Annotated in this window: 21 protein-coding genes; 2 read left to right on the top strand and 19 right to left on the bottom strand. The window is 35.3% G+C overall.

The features are described 5' to 3' along the window. From BUC25_RS10215 to BUC25_RS10185, 7 genes are all read right to left on the bottom strand, one after another. The coding region (locus BUC25_RS10215; RefSeq protein ID WP_139251766.1) for a helix-turn-helix domain-containing protein at positions 1–226 on the bottom strand (226 nt) is incomplete at its 3' end. A 586-nt stretch (positions 227–812) separates the two neighbouring features. After that, positions 813–2,087: a dihydrolipoamide acetyltransferase family protein gene (locus tag BUC25_RS10210; RefSeq protein ID WP_073201754.1), complete on the bottom strand. Its 1,275-nt coding sequence runs from the start codon at positions 2,085–2,087 to the stop codon at positions 813–815. A 14-nt stretch (positions 2,088–2,101) separates the two neighbouring features. Then, the gene (locus BUC25_RS10205) at positions 2,102–3,085 is read right to left on the bottom strand and encodes an alpha-ketoacid dehydrogenase subunit beta (RefSeq protein ID WP_073201753.1); all 984 of its coding nucleotides are present in this window, start codon (positions 3,083–3,085) and stop codon (positions 2,102–2,104) included. Next, complete coding sequence (locus BUC25_RS10200; protein ID WP_073201752.1) at positions 3,085–4,086, bottom strand: thiamine pyrophosphate-dependent dehydrogenase E1 component subunit alpha; 1,002 nt, start codon at positions 4,084–4,086, stop codon at positions 3,085–3,087. The genes BUC25_RS10205 and BUC25_RS10200 overlap by 1 nt, the downstream gene beginning before the upstream one ends. Beyond that, the gene (lpdA, locus tag BUC25_RS10195; RefSeq protein WP_073201751.1) at positions 4,079–5,503 is read right to left on the bottom strand and encodes a dihydrolipoyl dehydrogenase; all 1,425 of its coding nucleotides are present in this window, start codon (positions 5,501–5,503) and stop codon (positions 4,079–4,081) included. The genes BUC25_RS10200 and lpdA overlap by 8 nt, the downstream gene beginning before the upstream one ends. A gap of 18 nt (positions 5,504–5,521) precedes the next feature. Next, a complete protein-coding gene (gene buk, locus BUC25_RS10190; protein ID WP_073201750.1) occupies positions 5,522–6,595 on the bottom strand; it encodes a butyrate kinase in 1,074 nt (357 codons plus the stop codon). After that, a complete protein-coding gene (locus BUC25_RS10185) occupies positions 6,592–8,184 on the bottom strand; it encodes a sigma 54-interacting transcriptional regulator (RefSeq protein ID WP_073201749.1) in 1,593 nt (530 codons plus the stop codon). Before BUC25_RS10185 ends, buk begins: the two co-directional genes overlap by 4 nt. 131 nt (positions 8,185–8,315) lie before the next feature. On the opposite strand from BUC25_RS10185, the gene BUC25_RS10180 reads away from it, so the two are divergent. Continuing rightward, a complete protein-coding gene (locus BUC25_RS10180; protein ID WP_170862675.1) occupies positions 8,316–8,558 on the top strand; it encodes a DUF2627 domain-containing protein in 243 nt (80 codons plus the stop codon). A gap of 721 nt (positions 8,559–9,279) precedes the next feature. On the opposite strand, the gene BUC25_RS10175 is transcribed toward BUC25_RS10180, so the two are convergent. After that, positions 9,280–10,626, bottom strand: a complete 1,347-nt coding sequence (locus BUC25_RS10175; RefSeq protein ID WP_073201748.1) for an aspartate kinase — start codon at positions 10,624–10,626, stop codon at positions 9,280–9,282. A gap of 198 nt (positions 10,627–10,824) precedes the next feature. Beyond that, positions 10,825–11,418, bottom strand: coding sequence for a CAP domain-containing protein (locus tag BUC25_RS10170; protein ID WP_073201747.1), 594 nt, complete (start codon positions 11,416–11,418; stop codon positions 10,825–10,827). Between the two features lie 131 nt (positions 11,419–11,549). Here BUC25_RS10170 and BUC25_RS10165 point away from each other — a divergent pair, with 131 nt between their 5' ends. Beyond that, entirely contained in the window at positions 11,550–12,659 is a 1,110-nt protein-coding gene (locus tag BUC25_RS10165) for a mechanosensitive ion channel family protein (RefSeq protein ID WP_211619571.1), read from the top strand. 86 nt (positions 12,660–12,745) lie between these two features. Here the strand turns inward: BUC25_RS10165 and spo0A are convergent, their stop codons facing one another. The 10 genes from spo0A to xseA form a co-directional block, all read right to left on the bottom strand. Continuing rightward, the gene (gene spo0A / locus BUC25_RS10160; RefSeq protein ID WP_073201746.1) at positions 12,746–13,525 is read right to left on the bottom strand and encodes a sporulation transcription factor Spo0A; all 780 of its coding nucleotides are present in this window, start codon (positions 13,523–13,525) and stop codon (positions 12,746–12,748) included. A 251-nt stretch (positions 13,526–13,776) separates the two neighbouring features. Further along, a complete protein-coding gene (gene spoIVB, locus BUC25_RS10155; protein WP_073201745.1) occupies positions 13,777–15,072 on the bottom strand; it encodes a SpoIVB peptidase in 1,296 nt (431 codons plus the stop codon). A 136-nt stretch (positions 15,073–15,208) separates the two neighbouring features. Continuing rightward, the gene (gene recN / locus BUC25_RS10150; protein WP_073201744.1) at positions 15,209–16,927 is read right to left on the bottom strand and encodes a DNA repair protein RecN; all 1,719 of its coding nucleotides are present in this window, start codon (positions 16,925–16,927) and stop codon (positions 15,209–15,211) included. Positions 16,928–16,943: 16 nt separating this feature from the next. Continuing rightward, the gene (ahrC, locus tag BUC25_RS10145; RefSeq protein WP_073201743.1) at positions 16,944–17,393 is read right to left on the bottom strand and encodes a transcriptional regulator AhrC/ArgR; all 450 of its coding nucleotides are present in this window, start codon (positions 17,391–17,393) and stop codon (positions 16,944–16,946) included. A gap of 67 nt (positions 17,394–17,460) precedes the next feature. After that, a complete protein-coding gene (locus BUC25_RS10140) occupies positions 17,461–18,279 on the bottom strand; it encodes a TlyA family RNA methyltransferase (RefSeq protein ID WP_073201742.1) in 819 nt (272 codons plus the stop codon). Positions 18,280–18,285: 6 nt separating this feature from the next. Then, entirely contained in the window at positions 18,286–20,184 is a 1,899-nt protein-coding gene (dxs, locus tag BUC25_RS10135) for a 1-deoxy-D-xylulose-5-phosphate synthase (RefSeq protein ID WP_073201741.1), read from the bottom strand. Positions 20,185–20,220: 36 nt separating this feature from the next. Beyond that, a complete protein-coding gene (locus BUC25_RS10130) occupies positions 20,221–20,799 on the bottom strand; it encodes a hypothetical protein (RefSeq protein ID WP_073201740.1) in 579 nt (192 codons plus the stop codon). Positions 20,800–21,487: 688 nt separating this feature from the next. After that, on the bottom strand, positions 21,488–22,372 hold the full coding sequence (locus tag BUC25_RS10125) for a polyprenyl synthetase family protein (protein ID WP_073201739.1): 885 nt from the start codon (positions 22,370–22,372) through the stop codon (positions 21,488–21,490). Next, entirely contained in the window at positions 22,373–22,609 is a 237-nt protein-coding gene (xseB, locus tag BUC25_RS10120; RefSeq protein ID WP_073201738.1) for an exodeoxyribonuclease VII small subunit, read from the bottom strand. It abuts the gene before it with no gap. Then, positions 22,593–23,954 (bottom strand): exodeoxyribonuclease VII large subunit, encoded by a 1,362-nt coding sequence (gene xseA, locus BUC25_RS10115; RefSeq protein WP_073201737.1) that lies wholly within the window; start codon positions 23,952–23,954, stop codon positions 22,593–22,595. The genes xseB and xseA overlap by 17 nt, the downstream gene beginning before the upstream one ends. Positions 23,955–24,560: the final 606 nt, after the last annotated feature.

Raw genomic sequence — 24,560 nt, 5'->3', positions numbered from 1 at the left:
CTGTGGACCATTTTCCGACACGGCCGCAATTTAACCGACGTTCGTTATATTTCTCTTGAGCATATTCAGATTTATAGGATGCTTTTTGTGAATTACGCTTTAACTCTCTTGAAATGGTAGACGGCGAACGCTGAAGTTTTTCAGCGATGGTACGAATAGGTTTACCTTGTTCATATAGCGTTTCTATACGTGCTCGTTCAAATGTGGTAAGATGACTGTAGCTCATAACAGACCTCCGTGTATGTGTTTGTGTGGTTACTTACATTTTACACGAAGTCGTTATGGGCTGTTTTATTTTAGCCACATTTTTAGGTGTTGCACTTAATATTACAATTCGTCCATTACATAAGCAAAGGGAAACCATAATCATTAGTTACTGGTTTCCCTTACTTTAATTAGTATACTGTTTTTACCTTTAAAATGAAACAGTTATATGCAATTATTACGTTGTAATCGTCCATAATGCTCGAAACCAAAAGATTCGAACTTAGAAAAGAATCTAAGAGCTATCACACAAGGGGAGAAACCCACACTAGCAGTATTGTTCGATAAAACCATATATCGTCCAATAGGAGAAGCCTACATCAGTTGTTATGTCCGATAAACAGATATATCTACCAAAAAGAGACGCCAGCACAAGCTGTAATGTCCGATAAATTGATATATCGCCCAAAAGAGAAGGTGGCGATATACCTTTTGTTCGATAAAAAGGTATTTCACTCAAAAAGAGAAGTCCGACTTAACTGTTATGACCACTCTCCATTAAATTCCGCTATCAATCAATGTGAATTTCCGACTGTTGTCTCCCTTAATTAATAGATCGGTGTTGTATCACTAGATATATTTTCTAATATCGCCTTTACATGGGACATAAATGCTCCACATATGACGCCATCTAATACTCGATGATCGAGAGATAGACAAAGATTTACCATGTCACGTGCTGCGAACATATCATCGATAATCACGGGTCTTTTAACAATGGATTCCACTTGAAGTATAGCTGATTGTGGATAGTTTATCACACCCATCGACTCTACAGAACCGAATGAACCAGTGTTATTAACAGTAAATGTCCCATCTTCCATATCCTCTTTTGCTAAAGTACCTGTACGTGCTTTATTAGAAAGTTGTGCGATTTCTTTTGCAATTCCTTTTATACTTTTCTCATCCACATTTTTGATGACTGGCACATACAGTTCATGTTCATGTGCTACAGCAATTGAAAGATTAATTTCATTACGCTGGATAATTTTATCTCCTGCCCAGCAACTATTCAATTCTGGGAATTTTTTTAATGCTTTTGCTACTGCATTTAAGAAAAATGCGAAATAAGATAAATTGTAACCTTCATTTTCTTTAAAAGCTTTTTTTTCAGCATTACGATAAGCAACCAGGTTGGTAACATCAACTTCTATCATCATCCATGCATGAGGAATTTCCGTCTTCGAACGAACCATATTTTGTGCAATTGTTTTTCGCAAACCGGTTACTGGGATTTCACGATCACCTGGTTTTGCTTTAACAGGTTTACGACGAATGATAGGTGGTGTGAATTCTTCTATTTCCTCTGACTTGTTAACTTTTTCAGAAGAAGAATCTTCGACAACTTGATGATTATCTTGTTCGACAATCAGATGATCTTTATCGTGAATCCTTTTCTCGATGTCTTTTCTAGTAATACGACCACCTTTACCTGTACCCTCAACAACAGATAAATCAATATTATATTCCTGTGCTAAACGCATTACAACTGGTGAATAACGAGTTTTCATATTTTGAGTAGGAGGCTGGTGATTGTTATCCACTGAAGAGCTTGAAACTGTTTGTTCTTTGGTTTCTTCACCTTCTACCTCTATGTAACACATCAATTGTCCAACCTCAATTGTTTCATCTTCTTTTGCTACAAGCTCCGTAATCGTTCCTGAATAAGAAGAAGGTACCTCCGCATTCACTTTATCCGTCATAATTTCAGCTATCGCATCGTATTTTTCAACGTAATCGCCTGCCTGAATTAACCAATTACTAACCGTTCCTTCTGTCACACTCTCACCTAGTTGTGGCATATTCAGTCGCTTTTGTACCATTTTTCCATCCCTCCTTAAAATTCAGCTAATTCTCTAATGGCATTCTCTATTTTATCTGGATTCATCATAAATTCTTTTTCTAATGGTGGTGCATATGGCATGGCGGGAACCTCTGGTCCAGCTAATCTTCGAACTGGTGCATCTAAATCGAACAAACAATTTTCACTGATAATAGCAGAAACTTCACCAATTATACTACCTTCTTTATTGTCTTCTGTTACTAATAATACTTTTCCTGTTTTAGAGGCAGCTTGAATAATTGTTTCTTGATCTAATGGATAAACAGTACGAAGGTCTACTATTTCCGTACTTATTCCTTCTTCTTCTAACTTTTCTGCCGCTTGTTTGGCAAAATGCACGCACAATCCATAAGTAATAACAGTTACATCGTCACCAGTTCTTTTTATATCCGCTTTACCAATTGGAACTGTGTAATCTTCTTCAGGTACTTCTTCTTTTAATAAACGATAGGCACGCTTATGTTCTAAAAATAATACAGGATCTTCGTCACGTATTGCTGATTTTAATAACCCTTTTACATCATATGGATTGGATGGCATCACAACTTTTAAGCCGGGTTGATTGGCAAAGATCGCTTCTATCGATTGTGAATGATACAACGCACCATGGATACCACCACCATAAGGAGCTCTAATAGTAATCGGACAAGTCCAATCATTATTGGAACGATAACGAATTCTCGCTGCCTCAGAAATGATTTGATTAACCGCAGGCATGATAAAATCAGCAAATTGCATTTCTGCAACAGGACGCATACCATACATAGCAGCACCTATACCTACACCTGCTATCGCAGATTCTGCTAATGGTGTATCAATTACTCTTGATTCACCAAACTTGTCATACAAGCCTTCTGTTGCAAGAAAAACGCCACCTTTAGGCCCAACATCTTCCCCTAATACAAACACTTTATTATTTTGTTCCATTTCTTCGTGTAATGCTTGATTTACTGCTTGAATATACGTTAAAACTGCCATTAATTTTCCTCCTTATGACCATACACATAATTCGTCAATGTTGAAGCATCAGCATATGGGGCATTTTCTGCGTATTCAGTAGCATCATTTATTTCTTTTTTCAACTCCGCTTCGAGCTTTTCCATATCTTCGTCCTTTAAGAATCCTTTATCCACTAAATAATTCTTGAATTTTTCGATTCCATCTTTCGCCTTTTCGCTGGTTACCTCATCTTTCGAACGATAACTCGAATCATCATCATCACTTGAATGAGGTGTTAAGCGATAAGAGACAGCTTCAATTAGTGTTGGTCCTTCCCCATTCAACGCTCGATTATGGGCTTCCTTTACAGCTCCATACACAGCAAAAGCATCATTACCGTCTACTTTGATGCCTTTGATACCATATCCAATTGCACGATCAGAAATATTTTCGCAAGCTACTTGTTTAGCATAAGGCACACTAATTGCATATTTATTATTCTCCACCATAAATATCACAGGTAACTTATGAACAGCTGCGAAGTTGATACCTTCATGAAAATCTCCTTGGTTTGTAGACCCTTCCCCCATTGTAACGAAAGCTACAGAAGGTTTATTTTCCATTTTTGCAGCTAACGCAAATCCTGTAGCATGAGGTACTTGCGTTGTGACTGGTGAAGAGCCTGTTACAAGTTTATTTTTCTTTTGACCAAAATGTCCTGGCATTTGACGCCCACCAGAATTTGGGTCTTCTGCCTTGGCATAGGCTTGTAAAAAGATTTCCCTCGTTGTCATGCCAAAATGCAGGACTATACCTACATCTCGATAATATGGCAATATATAATCATGCTCTTTATTTAATGCAAAAGAAGCTGCGATTTGCATCACTTCTTGACCTTGACATGAAACAACGAACGGAATATTCCCTGAACGATTTAACAACCACATTCTTTCATCAATTCTTCTAGCAAGTAGCATCTCTCGATACATGTTTACTAAGGTATCTTTATCTGTTTCCAATGAATATGTTTGATTAACCATGAATTTTCCTCCCATCGGCTGCCATTGCAACCTCTCCAATTATTTCACTTAATGATGGATGTGGATAAATAACTTCTGATAATTCCAATGCGGAACTGTCAAAATATTTTGCTGTACTTACTTGTCCTATTAACTCTGTAACCTTTTCCCCAATCATGTGAACACCTAAAATATCTTCCGTCTTCTCATCGATAATGATTTTTGAAAATCCGTCTGTCTCGCCATCGACATGTGCTTTCCCTATCGCCTTAAAAGAAGTTTTTGCTGTGCGATAACGAAAGCCTTGTTCTTTTGCTTCTGTTTCTGTTAATCCAATCATCGCTATCTCAGGATTACCATAAACACATGAAGGAATTTCATTGTCACTTAAATTACTAGACACTATCCCTGCAATATGTTCAACCGCTTTTTTACCTTCATACGTAGCAACATGAGCTAACTGCCTGCCGCCGTTGACATCACCTATCGCATAAATATGACTTTCTTTTGTTTGAAAATGCTGATTAACTTCGATGAACCCTTTTTTAACTCGTTTAATTTCAGTGTTATCTAACCCTATATTCTGTGTATTAGCTTTTCTTCCCACCGACAATAAAAGTTTTTCAGCACTGACTTGATGCTTCTCGTTGTTTTTCTCGTATGTAAGTTTCATGTCATTTTCTTTCGTAATAGATTCCAAGTCGATAGTCGCCTGTTCGATAATCGAAATGCCTTTTTTAGTTAACTTTCTTTTCAAAGTTTTGATGATATCCTTATCAAAAGCAGGTAAAATATGTTCCTGTGCCTCCAGAATGGTCACTTCCACCCCCACGTCATGTAAAAAAGATGCCCATTCAATTCCGATAACACCTCCACCAATAATGATGATCGATTTCGGTAATTCGGTCATTTCTACTAAATCATCTGATGTTACGATATTATCATGATCAACTTCCATATCCGGTAACACACTTGGTGCAGATCCGGTAGCAATGATGACATTTTTTGGTACGAGAATATCATTTTCTTTTTCATCATCATACTCGACTGAAATGGAACCTGCCATTGGTGAAAAAATCGAAGGTCCTAATATTCTTCCATATCCCTGATAAACATCTATTTGATGATTATCAACAAGATGTTCAACCCCAGCATGCAAGGAATCCACTACTTTACTTTTGCGACTCATTGCTTTTTCAATTTGAAAAACAGGTGAAGTCGTTTCTATTCCATATTCATTAGCTTCTTTTACTTGCTGGAAAACAGAAGCACTTTTTAACAACGCTTTGGTTGGTATACATCCTTTATGAAGACACGTACCTCCTAATTTTCCTTTTTCGACAATAGCAGTTTTTAATCCCATTTGACTAGCACGTACTGCGGTGACATATCCACCGGTACCACCACCTAGAATGACAAGATCATAATTTAATGACACTATCTTCATCCTTTCTTATTAAAGATATTGCTTAGGCTGTTCGTTTCCTTGTAAAACTCTTAAGGTCCCTTTTGCTAAAGCTTGCAAAATATTTTCTCCAGGAAAGATATACGTATCTGCAATCCAACTTACTTGATTGATAATGGATTGATTTAAATAGTCATAGGATGCTAAATCTCCCGTTAACGCAATAGCATTAACATTTCCTGATAGCACCGTACTCATTTTGCCAATTTCCTTTGCCACTTGGTAACCTAATATATCAAAAACTTGTTTGACTTCCTCCGTTTTTGTTTGCCATAGTAATTCCAGCTCTGCTTTTCTTTCTATATTTAAATATGCTTTTAAGCCGCTTTGATAGATTGTTTTTGATTGAATATCCTTTTTTGATTTTCCGGTATCAAAACTGAGCTCAATTAAATCCTTATTTGGTAAACTACCTGCTCGTTCAAAAGAAAAAGGTCCATCCCCGTCAAACCCGTTATTAACATCAATCACCTGACCATATTGGTGAGCTCCGACTGTTAATCCTCCACCCATATGAGCAATTACAAGACACAAATCATTGTACTCAGCATGTAAGCGAGTTGCAAGAGATCTTCCTACAGCTTTTTGGTTAAGTGCGTGAAAGATACTTTTACGTTCAATAGACGGAATTCCGGTTTTTTTGGCGATATCCAACATTTCATCGACAACAACTGGATCGACAATATAAGAATCGATATTCCAATCATCAGCAATATCTTTTGCTAATAAAGCACCTAAATTAGAGATATGTGTTCCAAATCTTCCACGAGCTAAATCCTCTACCATCTGTTGATTTACTTGGTAAGTTCCACCTTCAATAGGACTTAATATACCACCTCTTCCACACACAGCATCGATACTGGTTAGGTCGATACCAATCGATTGAATGGTTTCTACAATTTCTATTTTTCGGTCTGTTAATTGTAAGATAATTTCCTTGTTTAACAATGACGTTTCGAGCGCGATAATCTTTTCAAATAAACAGTGGTCATTTTCATAGATGGCTATGTTTGTGCTTTCCACCATAGGATTAATAACTAAGATGCGATATTTTTTACTTGTCATATAGCACCTCGTTCTATTTTATATTTTTCCATCTTATAATAAAGATTGCGAACCGAAACACCGAGCATTTTAGCAGTTTTTGTTTTATTGAAATTTTGTTGTTCTAGAGCCTTCACTATATACTTTTTTTCAAATAGATCGATCGCTTGCTGTAAGGACAACTGATTTTCATCATCACTTACATCAATGAACTTTTTATTATGAAGCTGTTCAAGACTGATGGATGAAGTAAATGAACTAGCTTCTAGTATAATTCGTTCTACTTCTAATTTTAATTCCGTTATATTACCAGACCAATTTAATTTTTGCCAATAATCGATTACGTCATTTTCTACTGTAATCATCTGTTTGTCATATTCCTGATTAAAATAGATTTTAAAAGCTTCCACCAACAAAGGTAAATCACTCAAACGTTCTTTTAATGGTGGTAATATAATCTGATATTTTTGCAACAAGTCATATAAAGCAGGGCTCCATTCTGATATTACTGGCGTATGACTTATCCCATAGATAAACCGAATGGTGGATTGCTCATTAATAAATGCAAGTAATTTATTTTGATAATCTAGAGTTAATTTTTGATTGAAATTTACATATACGGTTCCATTTTTTATTTTTTTACTAATTTTCAAGAACAACTCTTCTAAATTAGATTCGATAAGGTCGGAACTATTGACTTTCAGAAAAGGAAGATACTTTCGATGACTAGTCATATGAATCGCTCTAGCTAACATTAACTTACCTGTCCCTTGTTCCCCACGTATGAGCACTGGTGTATCCATGTCGGCATACAATCTAGCTTGCTCACGTGCTATATTAATTTCCGGGGTCTCACCTATAATGTCCTCTAAATGATACGTTTTTTCTAAATTTCGAATCATCTTTTTTGCAGTGTCGAGTTCTTGCTTTAAGGCGTTATTTTCATGCTTTGTAACGTATTGTACACAACCAATCAGTTTGCCATTTTTTTGTAATGGTTTTGTGAACACATCGATAGTATCGAGACTCGCATCTGGCTGATAACTATCCGTTCGTTTTCTCCTCGATCGAATCGTTTGATAAACCAATTGATTTACCCAATCTTGAATATGTGTATTATATTGGTCAAATTCAGCTTTCCATTGCTTGCTACTAAGTAATTCATCCTTGTTTTCCATTACGATTCGAAAAGCGTTTTTTTGTGTTTGTAATAGCTCCTGGACTATTTCGAAATAGAAATCAGATTCAGTTATGTTACTGACACGTTGATTAAATTTTTCTAATGGTTCCAACAACATTAGAACACCTTGCAATGTATTATGATGATTCAGAAAAGGACTATAGGAAGTGACCAATTTACGGTTTGTTCCTTTCAACAATTCCTTTTTATCAACTTGCTGATGCAGTTGTTTTACTTCTTCTGTTGAAGGGTTTTCTAAAAATTCATGAATATCTTTACCGATTAAATGAGTCGCTTTTGCATTGAAATATCTTTCTGCGGTCTGATTGCTGGACACTATTTTGTTCTGCATATTAATTAATATTATTCCTAATGGAAGTTTATGTAACAGTTTTTCATATTTTTGCAGATTATTTGAATTTATTTTCATCACACCTTGCAATATATTTCATACTACTATCATAAGTATATTTGCAACAAATTGCAAGAAATAGTTATTTTGATTTATCTTTAATTTTTGCTATAATAATATTATTTTCAACATTAACAGGAGGAAATATTTTGAGAATTGTTGCATTATTAATTTTAGTATTACCAGCGGTGCTTGCTACTTATGGCATCAAGCTAATGAGGGATGCATTTTTTGGTGAATTGACGACTATATTCCTACACATCGTGGTTCAATTTATAATAGGCCTTGGCCTTTTCATTGGTGGTCTCTACTTTATTGGTGGCTTTATCTTACACCGAGATCGTAAACGACAACTTATTAAAGGCGGTAAAAACAACAGGTATTCCAATTAGGATTACTTGTTTTTTTATGTAGTTTTAAAAACTCTTCAAAAAACACACACAATTTTCAATAACCTAAGACTTGCCATTTTTCTTCATTTAAAATCTCAAATGATGCAAACATGTATTGTTACGCAATATACGGATACTGCGCAATAAATGGGGTGGTAATTTTGAGATGAGGTTTGTGCTAAAAATCGCTCCGGCTTGCCCACTTCCCTTTCCATGGGCTTTTTCCTTCAGCTAACTTTTTCATGCAAAAAACGCATGAAAAAGTGGATCTTCAGAAAAAAGGATCCCATAGGAGTTGAAGTGGGCGCCTACGCTTAATGAAATTCTACAACTTTTGTAAATGCTAATATTTTTGGTTCTTTCTACAAATAATTACCACAAAAGCTGGTGATAAAAGCAAAAATGCATCCTCTTGCTTTAGCTGAAGGGCAGAGAAAAGCGAAGGCGTCCGTTTTCACTCCTGTGGGATGTTTTTATCCTAAGATCCACTTTTTAAGCTAACTTTGCTTAAAAAGTTAGCTTTGGGTAAAAACCCGCGGAAAGGGAAACGGGCAAGCCGAAGCGGTTGCAAAGCATATATAAAATCTAATAATTACCAATTCAGTTATTGCGTAGTATCTTCCTAATACACAAAAAATCCAAACGTGATCGAGATCTGTTCGAATCATCGTTTGGATTTTTCTAATTATCAAATATTTATTCAGAGCCATTTTTGTAATGCTTATTCGAAAAATGTTTCATATAACGCTTTAACAGATTCATTTACTTTATCTGCTTTGATTCCAAACATCATGGATACTTCAGACGAACCTTGGTTCATCATCTCAATGTTTACTTGTGCTTTATTAAAAGCATGTGTCGCTTTGTCAGCTAATCCTAGTGTACTATCCATCCCTTCCCCTACTACCATTATTAGAGCAAGGTCACGTTCTACACTGACTGTATCTGGATCTAATTCTTCTTTAATTCGAGCGATAATGCGTTCTTCTTTTTCTTTAGTCAAAACGGATTCCCGAATAATCACGGAAATATCATCAATACCTGACGGTGTGTGCTCAAAGGAGATGTCCTCATCTTCCAGAATCGTTAACAATTTACGACCAAAACCTAATTCTCTATTCATTAAATATTTGCTTACATAAATACTAATGAAACCTGTATCACTAGCAATTCCAACAACAGGATTTGGTTGTGGTTCTTTCTTAGAAACGATTATGGTTCCCATACCACGAGGGTTGTTAGTATTTTTTATACAAACCGGAATGTCCGCTTTAAAAGCTGGAATAAGTGCTTCATCATGAAAAACGGAAAAGCCTGCATATGATAACTCACGCATCTCTTTATATGTTAGGGAAGTAATCTCTTTTGGATTTTCAACAATAGTTGGGTTTACACAATATACGGAATCCACATCAGTAAAATTCTCATATAACTCTGCTTTTACACCAGCTGCTACTATGGAACCAGTTATATCAGACCCGCCACGAGAAAAGGTAATTAATTTACCGCTTGTAGAATAACCGAAAAACCCTGGAATTACCACGATTTCATTGCGATCACGTAATTTGTATATATATTCATAACTTTCTTCCAAAATCTGTGCACTACCTGGTGTATCGCTAACTATAATGCCAGCTTCTTGCGGGTTTAAATATGTTGCTTCCAGACCAAGTGATTGTAGGTAAGCACTTAACACTTTTGCTAAAGAATCTTCTCCTGTCGCCTTTAAAGCATCCATTTTTAATGCATCACTATCATTCGACGCTAGTATTCCTTGAACTCCATCTTTAATATCATGAATAATTTGATCTGAGATTTTTAACTCTGAAGTAATTTCCTGGAATCGATTTAAAACGGTTTGCAATTCTTCTTCATATGGCTGTTTTTTGAAGTAAGCTTCACCTAACGCGATAAGTAAATCTGTAACTTTTACATCATCTGAAAATCTCTTTCCAGGTGCTGAAACAACAATCACTTTTCTGTCTTTATCATCTTGAATAATATTTGCAACTTTCTGTAATTGTTCAGCATTTGCCACTGAACTTCCTCCGAATTTAGCTACTTTCATGTTTTAACCTCTCCAATAATTATTTTTATACCATAAAAAATAGTATCATACTTTTCACAAAATTGTTAAAGAAAAGTAGCGTCTAAGCGCATAAATATTGGAGAATATTACAGTGTATCTCAGTGAGACGCTTAATTTCTTAAAATTCTGGATTAAATAAGAACATATAAAGCTAGAAAGCTTTTTACGTATCAACACTTACTTAGAAATAAACATTTGTGTCCAATAATTGCCGTCCCTTACATAACCAACACCGATATGTGTATAATTTTGGTTGACAATATTGGCACGATGCCCACTGGAATTCATCCAAGCTTGTACTACTTGATACGGCGTTTCCTGACCTCTAGCAATGTTTTCTGCAGCTGATTGATAATTAATATTAAAATCACTCATCATGTTAAAAGGAGATCCATATGTAGGACTTTGATGACTAAAATAGTTATTTTTTTCCATATCTCTTGATTTATAACGGGCTACACGTGATAATTGCCAATCAGGTCTTAAAGGTGCTAAACCAAGCTTTTCCCGTTCTGCATTCGTATACTGAATCACTTGATGTTCAATCCTTTTTATTTGATCAATTTGTGGAATTGTCACTTTTTGATTCGGATAAATTAAGTCTGGATTATTTATTTGTTGATTTGCTTCAATTATTTCAGATAATCCTACTTTATATTTTAATGATATTTTCCAGAGACTTTCTCCCGGTTGCACTGTATGAGTTGCCGCTAAAAGGGTATGAATCGGTACGAGAAACAACAATAAACTTAATAAAGCTATTTTTTTCATATTCGCTCACTCCTTATTCATTTTTCATAGTTTAAGTAGAATATGCAAAAGTATTCATGATAAATAGTTGGAAATAAAATTATATCGTGATAAAGTATCTATATAATTTAGAGAAGCTGGAGGGTTAACTTTTGAACTGGAGATTTTGGGAGAGTATTACATATGAGGATTACGTAAATATGGCAATTAGTTTAGGAATAATATTAATTGCTTTCATTATTAGAAAAGTATTTATTAAATACATTTTTTACTTATTTTTAAGACTATCTAATACGGAAAAAACTGAATTATTAAATCACGCTTTAAAGGCGTTTGAAAAGCCACTACGAGTATTATTTGTGATCATAGGTGTATACATTGCTGTGGATTATTTTCCATATTTGGATCAAGATAATGATCTATTCGAAAGTATAAACCGTGTATCTGTTATAATTGTAATCGCTTGGTGGCTTTATAACCTTTCTTCAAGCACTTCTTTACTCTTTATGAAAATAAGCGACAGAATCAATGTGGAAATTGATCAAATTCTTATTCCATTCTTATCAAAAGCAGTTCGAGTCATTATTATTGCGATCAGCATAAGTGTCGTTGCACAAGAATTCGGGTACGAAGTCAGCGGATTTGTAGCAGGGCTTGGATTGGGTGGTCTCGCCTTTGCACTTGCAGCACAAGAAGTTATAAAAAACTTGTTTGGTGGAGTAGTAATTATTACAGAGAAACCTTTTTCATTAGGAGACTGGATTGAAAGTCCTAGCGTCGAAGGAATTGTAGAAGATATAAGCTTTCGAAGTACAATCGTACGTACTTTTGCAGACTCTTTAATCACTATTCCTAACTCCACACTATCCAATGAACCTATTACAAATTGGAGTGAAATGGGTAAAAGACAAATTTTCTTCAACTTAGGTGTTGAATACAATACCTCTAAAGAGCAATTACAAAAAGTTTTACATGAAATTAGAGATTACCTGGAAAACAATGATGATATTCATCAAGAAACAATATTTGTTCAATTCTCAGAATACAGCGATAGTAGTTTAGATATTATGTTATATTTCTTTACTAATACGATTGCATGGGGCGAATATTTGACTGTAAAAGAAAAAGTTAATTTTAAGATCATGGAGATTTTGGAAGAGGCAGAAGTATCAATTGCTTTCCCGTCTAGATCACTTTATTTAGATAACGAAAGCAATCCATTTTGGGCAATGGAAAAACAACGGGATGAAAACCAGAACTGATTTCTTTCTGGCAAACACGTTGCTACACAAGGAGATAAAATAAGATAAAAACACACTTGCACATCCAAATGCAAGTGTGTTTTCAATTAACTAGCTCTATGCTCTAATCGTAACCGGTCAGCAACCATTGCGATGAACTCTGAATTGGTAGGTTTTGCTTTTGATACACTGACAGTATAACCAAATAACGAAGAAATAGATTCCATATTACCTCTACTCCACGCAACTTCAATAGCATGGCGTATAGCACGTTCCACTCTTGAAGCTGTTGTATTGAATTTGGTTGCAATATCTGGATAAAGAACTTTTGTGATTGAACCTAATAACTCTATATCATTATATACCATCGTTATTGCTTCTCGTAAATACATGTAGCCTTTAATATGAGCTGGTACTCCAATTTCGTGAATAATGTGTGTAATACTCGCTTCCAAATCGAACTTTCTTTGTTGACTGTGATTTGATTTTTTTTCGTTATGTACCGCAGTTTCGATACCATGAACTTGTCTTATTTGTTCTGCAAGGTGTTCTAAATCAAATGGTTTTAAGATAAAATAAGATGCACCTAGACCAACAGCCTTTTTAGTAACCTCTTCTTGGCCAAAAGCGGTAAGCATAATAACATTAATATGTTTCGTTTTCTCATTTTGTTTTAACTTGGATAATACTGCCAATCCATCTATATGAGGCATAATAATATCTAATACCACAACGTCAGGATTAAATTCTTCAATATTATCCAGACATTCTTTCCCATTATACGCCTTACCTACTACTTCGATGTCATTTTGATCTAGCAAGTAATCATCCATCAAATCCACGAGTTCACGATTATCATCTACTAACAAAACCTTTGTCTTTTCCAAAAAAGTTCCTCCTTCAAATCTTAAGCTAACAATTTTGACCATATCTAATGTTTTCGACAAAAGGAAGAAAAATCCTTCTTTCCCAGATCAAAAAAAATATTTTTCTTTTAAATAGTAGATATGTCGAAAAATCTTTATAATATCATAACAAATTTTGCTATTAACTGCAATTGCTCGTTTCTTAAAATTCTCTATAAAAACAAAAAGAGAAACAGTACCTTCGAACTGTTTCTCTAAAATGTAAATTTTAACTAACTTGCTTTTTGCTTATTCTCTTGTTTGTATATATCGATACCTGCCTCATTTAACATCCATTCAATGTGTACACCATATCCACTTGTTGGATCATTTACAAATACATGTGTTACAGCACCGATAACTTTATCATTTTGGATGATTGGACTGCCACTCATCCCTTGGACAATCCCACCGGTCGCATCTAATAATCGCTTATCCGTAATCTCTAGGATAATACCTTTTGTAGCAGGTGCTGACTGCTTGATACTGTTTACAACCTTTACATCAAATGCTTCTATTTTCTCTCCATCGATGACCGTTAAAATTTTAGCTGGTCCTTCTTCTACTTCATTTGGAAGAGCGATAGGCATTGGTTTTGACCACTTACCATTATTTTGTTCTAACGGCTCTTTTAATGTTCCAAATATGCCAAACGGTGAGTTTTTAGTAATGTCACCCATTTGTGCATCATCTAAGACGAAATCAGCTTTCTTTTCTCCAGGGATTCCATGCTCTCCTTTTTTTATATCTGTAATTTGAGACCTGACAATTGAGCCATCATTAATTTCAACAGGTTTTCTGGTATCCATATCTGAAATAATATGTCCTAATGCACCATATTTTTTAGTGTTTGGATCATAAAAAGTCATCGTACCTATACCAGCGGCTGAATCACGAATATAAAGACCGATGCGATAATCTTTCTCGTTCACATCATACACTGGTTGTAAATCAGTAGTAATTTTTTTGTTACCTCGTTTTATTTCAACTTTTAAAGGTTCTTCTTTTTTACCAGCATCTTCTACCAGTGGAGCGACATCTTCCATTTTTTTAATCGAGGTTCCATTAATGGAAACGATATTATCTCCAACCTGAATATTTGCATTTTCACCAGGTGAAATGTCACCGTCATCAGTAGAGATTAAATGATGACCCACTACAAGCACACCTTGCGTTTCTAAATTTATACCTATAGATTGACCACCAGGAATAATGCTAAAATCATCATAAACTTCGACGTTTACTTTCTTGACAGGAAAGTTTGCTACAGTATATGTTAATTCATCATTTCCACTCTCTTCTAGAGAATATGTTGATAAATCTGTTGCATGTTCAACTTTTTCTTGCTTCAAGGAAGTTACAGTTATATTTTCACTCACCCTTGGTAATTCAATTGTCTTTGATTGCGAAAAAGTTTCGATCTGATTTGGGATGGAAAGGTATATTTGAAATGGTGTATACCATGGAAGTACAATTAATGTGACAAGGAGTATTAATCCTATCGTTTTTCTTAAAAAATTATTTTTCACAACATCACCCTCCTTGTAAATACAGACTGTTTTTGATCTGTATCATTAATTTGACCTTAAGGAGGGCTTTTTAAACCCGTTAAACATAACAAAATCGGGTGAAGATTTCCACTTGTAGAAATGATTATTGCGAATACTATTTTTCTTTGTGATTCATTTCGATTAATTCTTTAGCATGGGTGCGTGAAGCTTCCGTTAGTTCAGCACCTGTAATCATTTTACCGATTTCATCTATTCGTTCATTAAATGACAATTCATGAATTAAAGTACTTGTGCGATCATTTTGAATCTGTTTTTCGATTCTTAAATGAGTATCTGCTATAGATGCCACTTGTGGTAAATGTGTAATACATAATACTTGTGATCCACTCGAAATGTTATATATTTTTTCTGCCATTGACTGTGCTACACGACCACTGACACCAGTATCAACTTCATCAAAAATAACACTAGTAATTCTTTGATGTTTGGAGAAAATATTTTTTAAAGCAAGCATAATTCGAGACATTTCACCACCAGAGGCTATTTTATCTAGTTCCTTAACAGGTTCACCAGGATTTGTAGAGATCAAAAATTGAACCTGATTAATACCATTATTTTTTGGTAAAACTTTGACACCTTCAAAGGAGAACCCTGCTTCAGATTTGGAATATGTTACATCTACTTGAAAAATGGTTTTTTCTAAATATAAGTCCTTCAGTTCTGATAAAACAGCTTTTTCTAACTCTTTTGCAGCACGCAAACGAATTTTGTGCAATTCTTTGGCTTCGATTAATAAGTCATTGCCAATTTCTTTTAATGTTTCTTGTAAATTGGATAGATGATGATCACGGTGTTTTATTTCCTCTAATTCTTCTTCTATTTTTGCACTATAGGTCATAATTTCTTCAACCGATTGACCATATTTCCTTTTTAATTGATCAATTTCATGTAATCGCGATTCGATTATTTCTAATCGTCCCGGTTCATAATCCATTTGGTCAAGATGCTGTCGAATTTGATACGATAACTCTTCAATCATAAAGTAATGGTCAACAAATTGCTGATGCATATTTTGGATTTCCTTATTGTGGTCGCCAGCTTCCTCCAAATTATTGGATGCATGGGATAGCCAATCTAAACCTTTTTGTTCACCATGTAATGCATTATACGCATCATTCATATTCTGATGAATGCTTTCAAAATGATGTAGTTCATTTCGTTCATCCGTTAATACTTCATCTTCATTAGGTTCTAACTCAGCATTTTGTATTTCATTAAGTTGAAACTCTAATAGATCAATTCGTTGAGCAAGTTCTTGTTCGTTCTTATTGTTTGCATCATACTTACTTTTTAATTCTTTCCACTGCTTGTACAATTTCTTGTAATCCTTTTTAAATTGTGGATGATTCGACTCGTGAAAATAATCCAGCAATTCAATATGTTTATCTTTATCAAGTAATGACTGTGTTTCATGCTGACTGTGAATATCGAGTATTGTCTGTCCAATTTCTTTTAGAATAGCCAAAGTTGTTAACTTTCCATTAATACGACAAATACTTTTTCCTGTGTGCGAGATTGTTCGGTGAAGTACAAGCATATGGTCATCCATAATATCGATTCCAAAATCTTTTGTTTTTTGATAAATAGGATGTAAGTTATCCTCGATAATAAACAATCCTTCTAGTTCTGCTTTTTTCTCTCCGTGACGTACAAATTCTACTGACCCTCTGCCTCCAACTAAAAGTCCTAAAGCATCAATTATAATTGATTTTCCGGCACCGGTTTCACCTGTCAAAACAGTCAATCCTGATTGAAAATGGATGGATAGCTCATCAATTATAGCAAAATTTTTAATCGATAATTCGGTTAACATATGCGCACCACCTTTACTATAGCATTCCTAGAAATTTTTCTTTCAGTGCTTCTGCTTCTTCTGTCGTCTTACATATAATTAATATCGTATCATCACCACAAATACTGCCTACAATCTCTTCCCAACCTAAATTGTCAATCAGTGCACCCATTGCTTGAGCATTTCCTGGTAATGTTTTCATTACAATAAAATGAGTAGCTGTATCAATACTTATAAATGCATCCATGATAAATCGGCGTAACTTATTTAATGGATTAAATTTTTGATCAGCAGGTAAACTGTATTTATATCTTCCATCTGCTGTAGGTACTTTTACAAGATGTAATTCCTTAATGTCACGTGATATTGTCGCCTGTGTGATTCCATAGCCTTGACTCCTAAGTTCTTCGACTAATTCATCCTGCGTCTCTATTTCACTGTCCGTAATTAATTCACGAATTTTTATGTGCCTTTGTGCTTTATTCATTTGACTTTCCTCCACCAATTCTTTATTCATAACAAAATGGACTACTAAAAATGGTAGTCCAATCCTATTAGTGATCTAAATCTTTATGTGAATCATCTACCACCATTTTAGCCAAATCTTCAACGTTTTTTTCCTCTGTAACACTGTTAGTTTTATGAAGAAGTGCTAAATATTCGATATTACCATCACCGCCTGTTATCGGTGAATAAGTTAACTCACTAATTTTAAATCCGATCGTCTGTGCGAATCTTAAAATTCGTTGTAATACGTCAAAATGCACTTTGGGGTCTCTCACTATCCCTTTTTTTCCAACCTGTTCTTTACCTGCTTCAAATTGAGGTTTTATAAGTATTACTGCTTGACTGTTTTGATCTAATAAATCAAACAGTGGTGGTAATATTAATTTTAAGGATATAAAAGATACATCAACACTAGCAAAGTTCGGGATTTCCTTTTTTAAATCTTCTGGAGTCACATATCGGAAATTAGTTCTTTCCATCACAATAACCCTCGGATCATTTCGTAATTTCCAGTCTAATTGGTTGTAGCCGACATCGATTGCATAGCTCATCTTCACGCCATTTTGCAGAGCACAATCTGTAAAACCACCAGTAGAAGAACCCACATCAATCATGACTTTTTCTTTTAAATCTAATTCAAAATATTCTATGGCTTTAGCTAATTTAAGTCCACCTCGGCCAACATACGGAAGAGCTTTCCCCTTTATGTCAATTAAAATGTCTTCTTCTACTTTTGTTCCAGGTTTATCTAATCTTTGTCCATTAGAAAAAACCAAACCAGCCATTATTGTTCTCTTTGCTTTTTCCCGTGAGTCGCTTAAGCCACGGTCGAAAATTAATTGATCTAATCTAACCTTTTTTACCATTATTCATCATGCCCTTTTTTGTTTCTCATTGCTACCATTTAATAATGCATTTATTTCAATCATAATTTGCTCTTTTGTTAGATCAATTTCTTCTAGTAATTGATCAACATCGCCATGTTCAATATAACGGTCAGGGATTCCTATTCTTTTAATGGTCGGATGATAATTATGTTCTTCAGCAAATTCTAATATTGAACTACCAAATCCTCCTTTAAGCACCGCTTCTTCTACTGTCAGAATGGGAATGTTATTCTTCATTCTTTCATGTAAAATATCTTCATCTAAAGGTTTAATAAAACGGGCATTGATAACTTCAACATTAATACCTTGCTTGGCCAACGCAGTACTTGCTGCAACTGACATTTCTATCGTAGTACCAAAAGTTAAAATAACTGCATCTGTTCCATTTTTTAACACTTCCCATGATCCAATTGGAATCGTTGATAATCCTTGGTCCATTGTCACTCCAAGTCCGTTACCTCGAGGAAACCTTACTGCAATTGGTCCATTATCATATTTAATAGCAGTATTGACCATATGTTGACATTCATTTTCGTCTTTAGGCATCATAACAACTATATTAGGCAAGTGTCGTAAGAAGGCAATATCGAATACTCCTTGATGTGTTTCACCATCTGCACCTACCAATCCAGCGCGATCAATTCCAAATGCCACATTTAGGTTTTGACGACAAACATCATGTACAAGCTGATCATATGCTCGTTGTAAAAAAGTGGAGTATATAGCTAGAAAGGGTTTCATCCCTTGAGTAGCAAGTCCAGCAGATAGTGTGGTGGCATGTTGCTCAGCAATTCCCACATCAAACAATCGCTCGGGATATCTTTCCTGGAATTTGTCTAATTTGGATCCAAGGATCATAGCAGGAGTAATGACTGCTAGTCGATTATCCTTTTCCGCTATTGCTTCCAGTGTATCACTCACAACTTGGCTCCATGCTGGTGCTGCATTTGCGGGTTTAATTTTTTCACCCGAATCAATTTTATATGGGCCTACACCATGCCATTTATCTTTTTTATCAGATTCAGCAGGCATGTACCCTTTTCCTTTTTGAGTAATAACGTGAACCAAAACAGGTCCTTCTGTTTTCTTTGCATATGCGATATTTTCTTCTAAATCTTTAAAATCATGCCCATCTACTGGTCCAAAATATGTAAAACCAAATTCCTCAAACAACATACCTGGTACCATAAAATATTTCATACTATCTTTAACTCTCTCAGCTGTTTGTGCAATTTTTCCACCTACAGCCGGAATTCGTTTTAATAAAAGTTCAAGTTCATCTTTTACCCTATTATACTTACCAGCACTTCTCATTCTACCCAATGCATTGTGGAGTGCACCAACGTTGCCGGCTATTGACATTTCATTATCGTTCAATATAACTGTTAAATTCTTTTTTTCATGTCCAATGTGATTTAACGCTTCTAATGCCATACCACCTGTAAGCGCCCCATCTCCAATAATTGGTACAACTGCATGCTTTTCATTTTTCATATCTCGTGCAATCGCCATACCCATTGCTGCAGATAATGATGTAGAACTGTGACCAGTTTCCCAAACATCGTGCTCGCTTTCATTCATCTTCGGAAATCCACAAAGACCTTTATATTTCCTAAGTGTGTCAAACTGATCTGTGCGACCGGTTAACATTTTATGAATGTATGATTGATGCCCCACATCAAAAATTAACTTGTCCTTTGGGCTGTCAAACTGTTTGTGTAATGCTAAAGTAAGTTCTACCACACCTAAGTTAGCACCTAAATGTCCACCAGTAATTGATAATTTCTCAATTAAAAATTGGCGGATTTCTGCTGCTAATACTTCTAATTCGTCAGTATTTAAGTCTTTAAGAAATTGTGGATTTTTCATCTTGGTTAGATCCATGAAGGAATCCTCCCTACTAATTATTAAAAATTCTATTTATTTATTCGACAATACTCTTATTTTAAGTTTTTCTTCTAAAAATGCAATTATTTTACCGACAATAAAGATAATTTTAGTCGATGCATGAATAGCGAAAAACTTGCCTAAGGCTTTACCACCAACGGTTAATGCTGCAACTAAACTAGTCATTATCACAGATATGGTAATTTGAAAGGAGGTTCCTTCCCCATATCCAAAACCGTTAGCTATTTGCAATACAACGATTGCTGAAGCTGTACCACTTATTATACCAGAAATATCTCCAATAACATCATTACAAAAACTCGCAAAGCGATCAGCGTTTCTAACTATTAATATTGCTTGTTTGGAACCGCTTACCTTCTCTGCTGCCATTGCATGAAATGGCACCTCATCTGCTGCAGTAGCAGCGATTCCGAGCATATCAAAAAACACGCCAATTAATACAATGATAAATACGATCACTAAACCGATGATCGACATTACACCACTTAATATATAGGAAGACACCACTGAAAAAATAGCCGCTAACACAAACGTGATAACGGCAATGCTAATACTAAATTTTATCGACTTCTTTAATTGTTTTTTATTCATGATTAAACCTCGATATTCAACAACATTATGTATAATGAATGGAATGGTCATTTAAAAGGTAAAAACTGCGGCTTAGGTCCAGTAGGTTTTCCCAGTCAGATACCGAATGTTGCCATTCTGGCGGTTCCCCTTTAAATCTGACTTAGCGTAGTCACCCGTCGCTAGACTGGATTACCACTCAGTCCACACTATAATCCCTTTTAAATGTCGCATGGAACAGCCTAGGAGATTTCCTCAACAACCTTTGACCGTTTCCTAGCCTCTTTTGCAGTACGAATTTCATATAGAAAAACATGTCCGAGCAAGTGGCCATCAAGTTCGAACACTCTGTTACCTATAATCCCCTTCGTACCACTCAAGGCAGGCTACGCTACGAATAAGAATACCCGATTCTTATTACGTAGGTTCATACCCCATTCCATACTCAATCCTTGGCTAAGCATTGAATACAGAGATGGGCCTCCGCGGAAAAAGGGTCTACGCCCACATGCCTTTGTGGATCGCCCTTCAACCTTAACTCCCAGCATCGACCCAAGGCTGGGCGCCTCAAGCCAACACAAGGAACTTCATCGATGTGCCCTTTGGCGGATTTTTAGGCCCGCCTTCAGAAACGGAGGATTGACTAGAATACTGCACCATCCCATTTACTTATTCTTAATATAACATGAATTTTACTTTTTCTCAATATTTACTGATTTCTATCACTTAAATACTGTGTTATATTCTCTAAATCGGTTCCTTGTAATCCTACATCCGCTAAACATTTAATTGCTTCTTTTAAATAGTTATCCTTATAATTCTTAGCGCCGTCCACTCCTAATAAATGAGGATATGTACTTTTATCGTTTTCAATATCGCTCCCTACGCTTTTTCCAATTATCGCTTGATCACCTTCGACATCCAGTATATCATCTTGAATTTGAAATATAACTCCTAGATAATCCCCATATCTTTTTAATATCTTCATTTTTTCAACAGATACCCCAGCTAAATAGCCACCAATTTCAACTGCAAACGAAATTAATCTACCTGTTTTCAAGTGATGTATTTTTTCTAATTCTTCAAGGGGAATTTGTTTATTTTCAGCTTCCATATCCAACAATTGTCCAGCTACCATTCCCTCTAAACCACTAGCCGTCGATAACTTTGTGATAATCTCTATTTTTTCTTCTGCTGAATATAAATCAGTTGTGCTAATAGCATGAAAACTATTAGTTAATAACCCATCCCCGGCCAAAATAGCAGTTGCTTCATCAAATTTCATATGGTTTGTTAATTGCCCTCTCCGATAAACGTCATCATCCATTGCAGGTAAATCATCATGAATAAGTGAATATGTATGTATCATTTCTAAGGCTACAGCAGCGGGATAAATTCGTTCTTCTTTACCTCCTAAACCGATACACGTCAGTTTCATTAATAAAGGCCTTAACCGCTTACCACCTGCATTGATTGAATACAAAACAGAGTCCTTTAATCGCTTAGGAATATCTAAAGTATTGATGTAACGTATAAGTGCTTGATTTAAATCATCTTGTTCCTTTTTAAGAAAAACATGTAACGATTGATCCACTTAATTTTCCTCCTGAATATCAAAGCTCTCTCGATTATTATCATCTTTAAGTATTTGTTTCATTTGCTTGTCAGCTTTAGTTAATTTGTCATGACAAATCTTTGACAATTTTGAACCTTCCGCATAGTATTCCATTGCTTTTTCGAGAGGGACTTCGCCTTCTTCCATTTTATTAACGATGCTTTCTAATTGCTCCAAAGCTTCTTCAAAAGATAAGTCATTATTTTTTTCGCTCATTTTGATCTTCCTTTCTGATATGATCTATTGTGCATTCTGCATGTCCATCAGTTAACCTGACAACTATAGCATCTTTTTTCCGAAGGTTCTCTATACTTTTAATAATACTCCTGTCCTTTTTATATGTGATCGAATAGCCTCTACTCATAATTCTGGTAGGATTTAAAAGATCCAATTGTGATAACTTCTTACTAAATGCATTTTTCTTATTATCGATATGTTGTGTACTAGCGCGATGTAACCTATTCATTAGTTGCGAAACTTTCTCTTCTTTGTGTTTTATTTGTGTAGTTGTCAACACAAAAGAAAAACGTTTTTCTATGTTATGATAGTTCACCGTTTTACTGGTGATTAGGTTATCCATATGTTTGGTTATATGTTCCATTGCTCGATCTAATCGTTGTTCCTTCTCTTCGACTAATCGCTCTGGGTACTTAAAAACATAAGATTTTTCAATCGATGAAAGTCTCTCTTCATATTGCTCAATTTTATGTATCATGTGTTTATATATAAATTGATCAAGATTGATAATTTTTTCTATTAAGTCCAATTTTGATGGTACAGCTAACTCTGCTGCGGCTGTTGGAGTTGGCGCTCTCACATCTGCCACCATGTCACTTATAGTTATATCTGTTTCGTGACCAACGGCGGATATAACTGGAAGTTCTGATTGAAATATGGCTCTAGCGACTTCTTCTTCATTAAAACACCAAAGTTCCTCAAGTGAACCACCACCACGACCTACGATAATAAGATCAATTTCTGAAAATTGATTTGCACTAATAATTCCGTCGACGATGGATTTTGTGGCTTGTTTGCCTTGTACAAGAACAGGTATAATAAGAATGTGAGCAATGGGATATCGTCTCTCAAGAGTAGTTAAAATGTCTCGAATAGCGGCCCCTGTTGGTGAAGTCAATACAGCGATCTGACTTGGGTATTTAGGTAAATCCTTTTTATGTACCTTATCAAATAAACCTTCTTTAAATAGCTTCTCTTTTAATTGCTCGAAGGCTAAATGTAATGCACCAATACCATCCGGTTGCATGTCTTGTATATATAATTGATATTGACCTTGAATTTCGAAGACACTGACATGACCTGTCAATAAGATTTTCATACCATTTTCAGGTGTGAATGGGAGTGATTGATTTTGTCTTTGAAACATGACAGCTCGAATGCTTGCATTATCATCTTTTATCGTCATATACATATGACCTCTTGAATGATGTTTAAAATTCGAGATTTCACCTTTCAACCAAATATGATTGAGATGTTGATCAACGTCAAACTTCTTTTTTATATATTTTGTTAACGCGGTAACTGATAAATATCGTTCTTCCACAAAATCATCCCTTCAAAGAATCTTCCTATTCACTATTATACAATTGCTTAGCATAAAATTTCTATAGAAAAGAAACTAGGCGCAATTTTTTTCTTAACTTCAAACAGAAATGATGAAATATAACTTGTTTCGCAAAATGAGGATACTGCGCAATAAATGATGTTGTAATTTTGACATAATGTGTGAGCTTAGCAATCGCTTCGGCTTGTCCGCTTCTCTTTCCATGGGTTTTTCTCCTCAGTTAACTTTGGTAAGGATAGATCACTTACCAAAGTGGATCTTCGGAGAAAAATATCCCATAGGAGTAAAAGCGGACGCCTACGCTAATTTGATATTTCACAACGCTAGTATGAGGTAGCATTATGCTATTCCTCACATAAAAAAATTTGTTCATTGGAGTAACAGCGCAAAATGCTAACTGTTGCAACAATTGTAGAATATTTTTATAGCGCAGGCCGCCCACTTTCACTCCTGTGGGAATGTTTTACTTGAAGATCCACTTTTTCAAGTGTTCTTTGCTTGAAAAAGTTAGCTGAAAGGAAAACCCCACGGAAAGGGAAGTGGGCAGCCGTAGCGGTTTACTAGTCCATAACACGTTTCAAAATT

This window comes from Gracilibacillus kekensis (assembly GCF_900143085.1).
In the GTDB taxonomy this organism is placed as follows: Bacteria; Bacillota; Bacilli; order Bacillales; family Amphibacillaceae; genus Gracilibacillus; species Gracilibacillus kekensis.
The sequence above is the reverse complement of the archived record's forward strand: the minus strand, read 5'-3'. Positions and strand labels throughout refer to the sequence as shown.

Bases quoted from the DNA above. Each gene is read 5' to 3' on its own strand.
- dxs (WP_073201741.1), bottom strand. From the start codon at position 20,184: ATGGATCTAACCAAGATGAAAAATCCACAATTTCTTAAAGACTTAAAT.
- ahrC (WP_073201743.1), bottom strand. From the start codon at position 17,393: ATGAATAAAGCACAAAGGCACATAAAAATTCGTGAATTAATTACGGAC.
- xseB (WP_073201738.1), bottom strand. From the start codon at position 22,609: ATGAGCGAAAAAAATAATGACTTATCTTTTGAAGAAGCTTTGGAGCAA.
- BUC25_RS10200 (WP_073201752.1), bottom strand. From the start codon at position 4,086: ATGGTTAATCAAACATATTCATTGGAAACAGATAAAGATACCTTAGTA.
- recN (WP_073201744.1), bottom strand. From the start codon at position 16,927: ATGTTAACCGAATTATCGATTAAAAATTTTGCTATAATTGATGAGCTA.
- BUC25_RS10140 (WP_073201742.1), bottom strand. From the start codon at position 18,279: ATGGTAAAAAAGGTTAGATTAGATCAATTAATTTTCGACCGTGGCTTA.
- BUC25_RS10170 (WP_073201747.1), bottom strand. From the start codon at position 11,418: ATGAAAAAAATAGCTTTATTAAGTTTATTGTTGTTTCTCGTACCGATT.
- BUC25_RS10185 (WP_073201749.1), bottom strand. From the start codon at position 8,184: ATGAAAATAAATTCAAATAATCTGCAAAAATATGAAAAACTGTTACAT.
- BUC25_RS10130 (WP_073201740.1), bottom strand. From the start codon at position 20,799: ATGAATAAAAAACAATTAAAGAAGTCGATAAAATTTAGTATTAGCATT.
- BUC25_RS10175 (WP_073201748.1), bottom strand. From the start codon at position 10,626: ATGAAAGTAGCTAAATTCGGAGGAAGTTCAGTGGCAAATGCTGAACAA.
- BUC25_RS10205 (WP_073201753.1), bottom strand. From the start codon at position 3,085: ATGGCAGTTTTAACGTATATTCAAGCAGTAAATCAAGCATTACACGAA.
- BUC25_RS10210 (WP_073201754.1), bottom strand. From the start codon at position 2,087: ATGGTACAAAAGCGACTGAATATGCCACAACTAGGTGAGAGTGTGACA.
- buk (WP_073201750.1), bottom strand. From the start codon at position 6,595: ATGACAAGTAAAAAATATCGCATCTTAGTTATTAATCCTATGGTGGAA.